The sequence below is a fragment of the Pseudomonas sp. P4_C3 genome (assembly GCF_056402075.1).
The window spans coordinates 1-9,759 of the sequence record NZ_JBFUIC010000162.1 but is presented as its reverse complement, the minus strand read 5'-3'; the positions used below and the strand labels follow the sequence as shown (position 1 = coordinate 9,759).

The following is a 9,759-nucleotide window of genomic DNA, read 5'->3' as shown; positions in this document are numbered from 1 at the left end:
CTTTCCGGACTGCTCGAACATGTGCCACGAAGCCAGCGCGGTGAGCATGATCGAAAGCCTCGGCGTGGGCAAAGGCACCGTGGTGTTTGACGACCTGGAGCATGCCGATGCGATTTTCGTCATCGGCCAGAACCCCGGCACCAACCACCCGCGGATGCTCGAACCGTTGCGCGAAGCGGTCAAGCGCGGTGCACAGGTGATCTGCATCAACCCACTCAAGGAGCGCGGACTGGAGCGCTTCCAGCACCCGCAGCACCCGATCGAAATGTTGCTGAACGGCTCCGAGCCGACCAACACCGCGTACTTCCGCCCGGCACTTGGCGGTGACATGGCGGTCATGCGTGGCATGGTCAAGTTCCTGCTGCAATGGGAGCGCGAAGCACAGGCCACCGGCGGCGAACCGGTGTTCGACCATGAGTTCATCGCTGAACACACCTCGGGAATGGGCGCCTACCTTGGGGAAGTCGACGCCACCAGTTGGGAGCACATTGAGCAGCAGTCAGGCATGTCTCTGGCGGATATCGAACTCGCCGCCCGCATGTACGCCCGGTCCAAGCGGGTGATCATGTGCTGGGCGATGGGCCTGACCCAACACACGCACTCGGTGCCGACGCTGCAGGAAGTCATCAACCTGATGCTGCTGCGCGGCAATGTCGGCCGTCCGGGCGCGGGTCTGTCACCGGTTCGCGGTCACAGTAACGTGCAGGGCGACCGCACCATGGGCATCAACGAACTGGCACCTGCGGATTTGCTCGATGCCCTGGAAAAACGCTTCTCCTTCAAGCCGCCGCGCGAGCATGGTCACAACACTGTGATGGCGATTGGCGCGATGGAGCAGGGGCGTTCGAAGGTGTTTATCGCCCTGGGCGGCAACTTTGCCCAGGCCACCCCCGACACGCCGCGCACCCACGCTGCGTTGCGCAAATGCGACCTCACCGTGCACATCGCCACCAAGCTCAACCGCAGCCATCTGGTCACCGGCCGTGAAGCGCTGATCCTGCCGTGCCTGGGCCGCACCGACATCGACATCCAGGCCGAAGGACCGCAAGGCGTCACCGTGGAAGACACCTTCAGCATGATCCACATCTCCCACGGCCAACTGAAACCGAAGTCGAAACACCTGCGCTCGGAGCCTGCGATCATTGCCGGCATCGCCGCCGCGACCCTGGGCAAGCACCCGATCGACTGGAACTGGGCCATCGGCGATTACGGCCGCATCCGCAACATGATTGCCGACACCATTCCCGGCTTCGAAGACTTCAACCGGCGATTGCTGCATCCGGGCGGTTTCCACATGCCCAACGACGCGGCCAAACGCATCTGGAAAACCGCCAGCGGCAAGGCTCAGTTCACCCCGAGCGTGTTGCCGGAGCACCTGATCAGCGAGGGCGTGCGCAACCTGGCGGTCAAGCCGCACCTGATTCTGCAGACCATGCGTTCCCACGATCAGTACAACACCACGCTGTACGGTTTGGACGATCGCTATCGCGGGGTCTACGGCATGCGCGACGTGGTGTTCGCCAACGAGCAGGACATTCGCCGGCTGGGTTTTGAACCGGGGCAGAAGGTCGACCTGGTGGCGCTGTGGGACGACGAGCGTGAGCGTCGGGTCAGCGGTTTTACCCTGATCGCCTACGACATTCCGGCCGGTCAGGCGGCGGCGTACTACCCCGAGACCAACCCGCTGGTGCCGCTGGAAAGTTACGGTGACCGCACCTTCACCCCGACTTCCAAGTTCGTCGCCATCCGGCTGGAACAGGCGAAGGCCAGCAACCTGATTTCGACTTCCGCCGCCTGACACCGGGGGCGGCCCGATGCCGCTCGCGTAACCCTTTCGACTTGTGTTGGCTGCAGGCCCCCCCGGCCTGACGGTGGCCCGGCCGTGTGCCGCCGTTTTTCAGCCGCGATGAGGATATCGACATGTTTAACCTGGAGGCACTGGACCTGGCGCGCATGCAATTCGCGTTCACGGTTTCGTTCCACATCATCTTTCCCGCCATCACCATCGGGCTGGCCAGTTTCCTGGCGGTGCTCGAAGGGCTTTGGCTGAAGACCCACAACGACACCTACCGCGATCTCTACCATTTCTGGTCGAAGATCTTCGCCGTCAACTTCGGCATGGGCGTGGTCTCGGGGCTGGTCATGGCCTACGAGTTCGGCACCAATTGGAGCCGTTWCTCCGACTTTGCCGGCAGCATCACCGGGCCGTTGCTGACCTATGAAGTGCTCACGGCGTTCTTCCTCGAGGCCGGTTTCCTCGGGGTCATGCTGTTCGGCTGGAACCGGGTAGGGCGCGGCTTGCACTTCTTCTCGACGGTCATGGTCGCCATCGGCACGCTGATTTCGACCTTCTGGATTCTCGCCTCCAACAGCTGGATGCAAACGCCCCAGGGCTTCGAGATCGTCGACGGTCGCGTGATGCCGCTGGACTGGCTGGCCATCGTGTTCAACCCGTCGTTCCCGTACCGCCTGGCGCACATGGCGATTGCCGCGTTCGTGGCCACGGCGTTCTTTGTCGGCTCGTCGGCGGCGTGGCACCTGCTGCGCGGCAACGACACCCGGCAAGTGCGCAAGATGCTGTCGATGGCGTTGTGGATGGCCTTGGTCGTTAGCCCGATTCAGGCGGTGGTCGGTGACGCTCACGGCTTGAACACCCTGGAGCACCAACCGGCGAAGATCGCTGCCATCGAAGGGCACTGGGAAAACAACGGCAGCGAAGCGACGCCGCTGGTGCTGTTCGGTATCCCCGACATGCAGGCCGAGAAAACCAGATACGCCATCGAAATTCCCTACCTGGGCAGCTTGATCCTGACCCACAGCCTCGACAAGCAGATCCCGGCGCTCAAGAGCTTCCCGAAAGAGGATCGCCCCAACGCGACGATCATCTTCTGGAGTTTCCGCGTCATGGCCGGGCTCGGCATGTTGATGGTGCTGGCCGGTGTGCTCGGCCTGGCCCTGCGCCGCAGCGGTGCCATTTACCGCAATCGCTGGTTCCTGCGCCTGATGCTGTGGATGGGCCCAAGCGGCCTGATCGCCATGCTCGCCGGCTGGATCACCACCGAAGTCGGGCGCCAGCCGTGGGTGGTGTATGGCCTGCAGCGGACGGCGAATGCGGCATCGAATCACAGCGTCACGCAGTTGAGCATCTCGCTGGCGCTGTTCGTGGTGATCTATTTCTCGGTGTTCACGGTGGGCATCGGCTACATGATGAAACTGGTTGGCAAAGGGCCGCAGCCGCATCACGGGCATCCCGTCGACGGGCATTCCGATCAGGTCATCACACCGCGCCGGCCGCTGTCCGCCGACGCTGAAATCCTCGAAACCGACGCCCGCGTCAATTGAAGGAAGGGAGTTGAGTCATGGGTATTCAAGGTATCGATTTATCGTTGATCTGGGGCGTGATCATCGCCTTCGGCGTGATGATGTACGTGATCATGGACGGCTTCGACCTGGGGTTGGGCATCCTGTTTCCGCTGATCCCGGATGCGAAGGAGCGCGATGTGATGATGAACACCGTGGCACCGGTCTGGGACGGTAACGAGACCTGGCTGGTGCTGGGCGGCGCGGCGCTGTATGGCGCGTTCCCGCTGGCCTATTCGGTGATTCTGGAAGCGTTGTACCTGCCGCTGATCCTGATGTTGTGCGGCTTGATCTTTCGCGGTGTGGCGTTCGAGTTTCGTTTCAAGGCCAGCCCTGAAAAGCGTCATGTCTGGGACATGGCGTTCATCGGCGGTTCGCTGCTCGCGACCTTCTCCCAGGGCGTGGTGATCGGCACTTACATCGCCGGCATCCCGGTGGTCGACCGCCAGTTCGCCGGTGGTTCGCTGGACTGGCTGGCACCGTTTCCGCTGTTCTGCGGAGTCGGGCTGATCGTCGCTTATGCGCTGCTCGGCAGTACCTGGTTGCTGGTCAAGACCGAAGGCATGCTCGAATCGCGGATGCGCCTGTTCACCCGGCCCCTGGCCTGGCTGCTGTTGGCGGTGATCGGCGTGATTTGCGTGTGGACGCCAATCCTCCATCCGGAAATCGCCACCCGTTGGTTTGCCCATGCGCACCTGGCGGTGTTCGGTGGCCTGGCGGTGCTGGCCTTGCTGGCGATGTTCGGCTTGCTCAAGACCCTGCGCCAACGCCACACCCATTGGCCGTTCGCCTTCACCCTGATGCTGGTGTTCCTGGGCTACATCGGCCTCGCGTTCAGCATCTGGCCGAACATCGTGCCGCCGTCGATCGGCCTGTGGGCAGCGGCGTCACCACCTACCAGCCAGTTGTTCATCCTGATCGGCGCGCTGTTCATCCTGCCGATCATCCTGATGTACACGGTCTGGAGCTACTACGTGTTCCGCGGCAAAGTGAGGATTGGCGATGGCTACCATTGATAGGAATCAAACCGCACCCGCGCGCTGGTACAAGCGCCTGGGATGGCTGGTGGTGATCTGGCTGGGCAGTGTGGTTGCGTTGGGGGTGGTGGCGGGGGTGTTGCGGATGTTGATGCATGCGGCCGGGATGAGTAGCCACTGATGCGTACTGCCAGAAAACCGAAATGGCAGTTGTGACAAATGACTTGTGGCGAGGGAGCTTGCTCCCGYTGGACTGCGCAGCAGGCCCTCTTTTGGGGCCGCTTCGCAGCCCAACGGGAGCAAGCTCCCTCGCCACAGGTTACTTATTGCTCTCTCTATACTTCTTAAATGAACAGCATTGCCGCAATAGCGGGRCTGTAGGTGATCAGGGATCAATATGACTTTGCATAAAGTGCCCACGTGTTCGTTTTTCGGCCGGTGAATAAACAGGTTACGGAGATTTCAGGTTGTTTTAGCGGAATACAGCGAACGGTTACTCCAAGCTCTCCGATGGCTTTTTCAACTTTTTTGTCTTCGGTGAAGGGGGCGAGAACAAAGGCGCTAAGTTTTGTGTTCTGTTTGAAGCGCTTTTTGAATTCGTCCAGAGTAGTGATCGTTGTGGTGTTGTCGGACAATTTCTTCTGTGCTGCCTCTAACATGTCTTTTTGAAGGGTGGCCAGTGTTTTCGAGATGTTATTAACGAAATCTCCAGTGTCAAGTTTCAGAAGGATTTTGCAGTTGTTTCGACAGAAATAGGACACCGCATTTTGCTCCAGTTCCTTTATGCCAATCTCGATCCGGACAGGGACGCCACGCTTGATGTGGTACCATTTTTTTTCGCCACTGTTCATGTCCCGCCAATCAACACTGGCCCGAAGGTTTTGCCCCTTCAGTTTTTTCCGACAAATCTGCTTTTGCAGTTTTTTGCAGTAGTCATGAATGGCATCTGCATTCTGTTCGTTGCGCACGATCGGGATAATGACGACCTGCGTCGGTGCCACGAGGGGCGGGAGTACTAGTCCATCATCGTCACCATGGGCCATTATCATCGCGCCGATCAGTCGCGTGGATACTCCCCAAGACGTGGTCCATGCCAGTTCTTTTATCCCTCCTTTGTTCACGAAGCGGATGTCTGAACTTTGTGCGAAGTTCTGGCCTAAAAAATGAGAAGTACCTGCTTGCAGGGCCTTGCCGTCTTGCATCATCGCTTCAATGGTGTAGGTGCTGACGGCGCCCGGAAAACGTTCCCAGGAGCACTTTTCGCCCTTAATTACTGGTATGGCCAGGTGCTCGGTAGTAAAGCGCTCATAGATATCCAGCATCTTTAGCGTTTCGTCCAAGGCCTCATCATGAGTTGCGTGAACGGTGTGACCTTCCTGCCATAGGAACTCCGATGAGCGCAGGAAAATCCGAGGACGCATTTCCCAGCGCAGTACGTTCGCCCATTGATTGATAAGTAGAGGCAGATCCCGATAACTTTGTACCCATCGTGAAAAGGATGCACCGATGACCGTTTCACTGGTGGGCCTGATGATCAACGGTTCTTCTAGTGTTCCTGCGGGAGTAAGCGCTCCATCCGTTGATTTTTCGAGACGATGATGGGTTACAACCGCGCACTCTTTGGCAAAGCCTTCAACATGCTCTGCTTCTTTTTGAAGAAAGGATAACGGAATCAAAAGTGGAAAATATGCGTTTGAATGCCCTGTGTCTTTGATTTTCTTATCAAGTTCTCGTTGAATCTGCTCCCATATGCCATACCCCCAAGGACGGATTACCATGCAGCCTCGAACTGGAGAGTTCTCAGCCATTTCTGACTGGATAATCACTTGTTGATACCAGTCAGAAAAGTTTTCATTTCTTGTAGGTGATATTGCGTTTTTCATAGGACCCTTGCTTTGAAGTCGAAATTGTTATTCGAAATGGTGTCGTAAGGGGTAGGTATATTTATTGAGCTTTGAAATTTCAAGACTTCATGTGTGGTTTTTCATATTTCAGAAATTTCCTTCAGAAGGATCTTTCTTTTTGTAAAGTTACTTCGCACTTCGAAGTGTTCGTTGACCACAAAGAACCCCCGACGCAATCGCTTCGGGGGCTAGGGCACTCACTGCGCCCCAAACACCGCCGTCCAGTAAATCCCCGCATCGCTCTTTGGATCGGTCGCATACGCTGCGCCCAGTTCGCGGAACTGCGGGTTCATCAGGTTGGCGCAATGACCAGGGCTGACCAGCCAGCCTTCGACCACCTTGCGTACGCTGTCCTGCCCGGCGGCGATGTTTTCGCCGATCTGCTGGAAGTCGTAGCCGGCCAGTTCCGCGCGGTCGCCCGGGGTGCGGCCATCGCGGTCCTTGTGATCGAAGTAGTTATTGTTGGCCATGGAGCGCGAGTTGCCTTCGGCGGCGGTGGCCAGCGTGGCGTTCCAGGCCAGCGGCGCGGTCGCATTGAAAGACTGGGTGCCGCATTGACGCGGCTTGGCTCGTGCGGCATTGAGTTCGATGAGCAGCTTCTGGCCCTCGGTCTGCCAGTCGCCCAGGTGTGAACTCAGCAGTGGCCGCGCCACGACGATGCGCCACTGATTGTCCTGGCGGCTGACGCCGACATCGACGAATTGCGGGTCGAGGACGATCTGGCAAAAACTCTCCTGAATCGCCTTCATCGCCGAGGCGGCATCGCGAGGCCCGGACAGGCTGATGGCCTGCACATTCTTCATGGGATAACCCGCAGCGGCCATGGCCTGCTGCAGATTGCCGATGCTCGGGCCGGACAGCACCAGGCGCGGGTCGGCCGACAGCGGCGGCAGCTCCGATGAGACCTGGCCGGCACAGCGCTGCAGTTGGCTGCGGTAGACGTTGATCGATTCGACCAATTGCGCTTCGTCCGCCGCGATAGCGTTAGCGGCGAATACCAGGCCCAGAGACAAACCGGTCAAACGCATTGCGGATGAGATGAAACCCATGAATATCCCCTTGAGCAGATTGCGCCCATGATGCGCGAAGTTGGTCCATCCAGGACAACGGATTTATCCAGAGTGTAGTGGGGTGGGCGAAATCATTTCACTACTAGACTGAATCGAACCACTCACCGAGTGACACCGACCATGCGCCTCGACTGGATCGCCACTTGCCTCGCCTTCATGTTGTTTGCCGGCCCGGTGTCCGCTGCGGATCAAGCGCAAAAGCAGCAAGCGGCCGAGAACAAGGCCGAGGTGCTGGAACAGAAAGCCGCCGAGAACAACAACCCCGCACCGGTGCCCAAGGCTGAAGCGATTACCCCGTCCGAAGTCCAGGCCGTCGACCCGGCGGGCGTCGCGCCGCTGGACGATGCGATCACGTGCCTGGCCCGGTCCATTTACTGGGAAGCCAGGGGCAAGGACACCGCCGACATGGAGGCAGTGGCCAACGTGGTCATGAATCGCCTGGGCCACGAGGGCTTTCCGGACACGGTGTGCAAAGTGGTCAAACAGGGTTCAGAAACCAAGAGTTGCCAGTTTTCCTGGTGGTGTGACGGCAAATCCGATTCGGTGCAGGAAGAGGTGCCTTACGCGATGGCCAAGGAAATCGCGCGCAAGGCCCTGAACAAGGAACTGCCGGACCGCACGCAGGGTGCACTGTATTTCCACGATCGTACCGTCAAACCGGATTGGGCCACGCAATACATCAAGACCGTGGATATCGGTTTGTTCCGGTTTTACAAGCCACATGACGATTCGGCCAGATAATAGCGGCTGTTTCGGCCAGATATGGTTTTTTTTGCTGAGGTTGCGCACGGCGTTATCGAAACTGAAATGTTTCTGTTTTATAAGCTTCACAACGAAACCGTGCGCGAATGACGCCATAAGCAGGAGCTACACATGAAGCCCACGAGGGTCTGGATCAGTAATCTCGCGTCGATCGCAGCGCAGTCGCAGGCGTGCGTCCAATGACCGTTCTGGTCACCGGTGCAGCCGGTTTCATCGGTTTTCATACGGTTCAGCGCTTGTGCCGCGAGGGTCAGGAGGTTGTTGGGATCGACAACCTCAACGACTACTACGACGTGGAACTCAAGCACGCACGCCTCAAGGTGCTGGAGACTTTGCCGGGCTTTCGCTTCCGGAAAATGGACATCGTCGATAAACCGGCCCTGATGAGCCTGTTTCAAGAACACCGTTTTACCGAGGTGGTGCACCTGGCCGCTCAGGCCGGAGTGCGCTACTCGCTGGACAACCCGGATGTCTATGGGCAATCGAACCTGGTGGGTTTCCTCAATGTGCTGGAAGCCTGTCGGCACCATCGCCCCGAGCATCTGATCTACGCCTCGAGCAGTTCGGTGTACGGCACCAACAGCAAGATGCCGTTCAGTGTCGAGGACCCTGTCGAACATCCCGTTTCGCTGTACGCCGCCAGCAAGCGCGCCAATGAACTGCTGGCCGAAAGTTACTGCCATTTGTATGGCCTGAAAGCCAGTGGCCTGCGCTTTTTTACCGTCTACGGTCCATGGGGTCGCCCGGACATGGCGCTGTTCAAGTTTACCGACGCCATCCTCAAAGACCTGCCCATCGACATTTACAACCAGGGGCAGATGTCGCGCGACTTTACCTACGTCGACGACATTGTCGARGGTATCGCCCGACTACGCCCAAGGCCTCCGGTGCCGGAAGGCTCCGCCACCGGGGTAAACCGGCTCTTCAACATCGGGCGTGGCATGCCGGTGGCGTTACTGGATTTCGTCGACTGCCTGGAGTCCGCCCTGGGCCTGCAGGCCCGGCGCAACTACATGCCGATGCAGGCCGGTGATGTGGTCAAGACCTGGGCCGATGTCTCGGCACTGGCCGAGTGGGTGGGCTTCAGCCCGCAGGTGACGCTCGAAACCGGCGTCGGCGAGTTTGTGAAGTGGTATCGGCAGTTCTATCAGATTTGAAGCGTTCGCCTCTGATCTCGAAAAAATCAAAAGGGCGAGAGAGACCCCATGAACCAAGACATTTTTGTATCCGTACTGATTCCCGCCAAGAACGAAGCGAACAACCTCAAGCCGCTGCTTGAAGAAATCCGCGTCGCATTGGCCGCTGAATCGTACGAAATCATCGTCGTTGACGATGGCAGCACCGATGCGACCCTGCAGGAATTGCGGCAGATCCGCCAGAACGGCCTGAACACCTTGCGCATCCTCCATCACGAGCGCTCGCTGGGGCAGAGCACTTCGCTGTACCACGCCGCACGGGAGGCGCGCGGGCAATGGCTGGCGACCCTCGATGGCGACGGCCAGAACGACCCGGCGGACATCCCCGGCATGCTGGCGCTGGTGCGCGGCGAACCGGGCCAGGTTGACGTGCAACTGGTCGCCGGGCATCGGGTCAATCGCCGTGATACGGCGAGCAAGCGCTACGCCTCGCGTTTCGCCAACAACCTGCGCCGCCGCCTGCTCAAGGACGCCACCCCGGACACCGGTT

The 9,759-nt window shown here is 58.9% G+C and carries 9 protein-coding genes; 7 read left to right on the top strand and 2 right to left on the bottom strand.

Annotation, left to right across the window (positions count from 1 at the left end; genetic code table 11):
* The 4 genes from AC1DVH_RS20945 to AC1DVH_RS20930 form a co-directional block, all read left to right on the top strand.
* Window positions 1–1,798: FdhF/YdeP family oxidoreductase (locus tag AC1DVH_RS20945; RefSeq protein ID WP_477755408.1), on the top strand; the 1,798-nt coding region annotated here is incomplete at its 5' end.
* Window positions 1,799–1,920: 122 nt separating this feature from the next.
* Window positions 1,921–3,342: a cytochrome ubiquinol oxidase subunit I gene (locus AC1DVH_RS20940; protein WP_477755407.1), complete on the top strand. Its 1,422-nt coding sequence runs from the start codon at window positions 1,921–1,923 to the stop codon at window positions 3,340–3,342.
* Window positions 3,343–3,359: 17 nt separating this feature from the next.
* The gene (gene cydB / locus AC1DVH_RS20935; protein WP_477755406.1) at window positions 3,360–4,376 is read left to right on the top strand and encodes a cytochrome d ubiquinol oxidase subunit II; all 1,017 of its coding nucleotides are present in this window, start codon (window positions 3,360–3,362) and stop codon (window positions 4,374–4,376) included.
* Entirely contained in the window at window positions 4,363–4,518 is a 156-nt protein-coding gene (locus AC1DVH_RS20930; protein ID WP_477755405.1) for a DUF2474 domain-containing protein, read from the top strand. The genes cydB and AC1DVH_RS20930 overlap by 14 nt, the downstream gene beginning before the upstream one ends.
* A gap of 211 nt (window positions 4,519–4,729) precedes the next feature.
* Here AC1DVH_RS20930 and proS read toward each other — a convergent pair whose 3' ends face one another.
* Both proS and AC1DVH_RS20920 read right to left on the bottom strand, forming a co-directional pair.
* Window positions 4,730–6,220, bottom strand: coding sequence for a proline--tRNA ligase (gene proS / locus AC1DVH_RS20925; RefSeq protein WP_477755404.1), 1,491 nt, complete (start codon window positions 6,218–6,220; stop codon window positions 4,730–4,732).
* 218 nt (window positions 6,221–6,438) lie between these two features.
* Complete coding sequence (locus tag AC1DVH_RS20920) at window positions 6,439–7,290, bottom strand: CAP domain-containing protein (RefSeq protein WP_477755403.1); 852 nt, start codon at window positions 7,288–7,290, stop codon at window positions 6,439–6,441.
* Window positions 7,291–7,431: 141 nt separating this feature from the next.
* Here AC1DVH_RS20920 and AC1DVH_RS20915 point away from each other — a divergent pair, with 141 nt between their 5' ends.
* From AC1DVH_RS20915 to AC1DVH_RS20905, 3 genes are all read left to right on the top strand, one after another.
* On the top strand, window positions 7,432–8,052 hold the full coding sequence (locus AC1DVH_RS20915; RefSeq protein ID WP_477755402.1) for a cell wall hydrolase: 621 nt from the start codon (window positions 7,432–7,434) through the stop codon (window positions 8,050–8,052).
* Window positions 8,053–8,252: 200 nt separating this feature from the next.
* The gene (locus AC1DVH_RS20910) at window positions 8,253–9,230 is read left to right on the top strand and encodes an NAD-dependent epimerase (RefSeq protein WP_477755401.1); all 978 of its coding nucleotides are present in this window, start codon (window positions 8,253–8,255) and stop codon (window positions 9,228–9,230) included.
* A 48-nt stretch (window positions 9,231–9,278) separates the two neighbouring features.
* On the top strand, window positions 9,279–9,759 hold a 481-nt coding region (locus tag AC1DVH_RS20905), incomplete at its 3' end, for a glycosyltransferase family 2 protein (protein ID WP_477755400.1).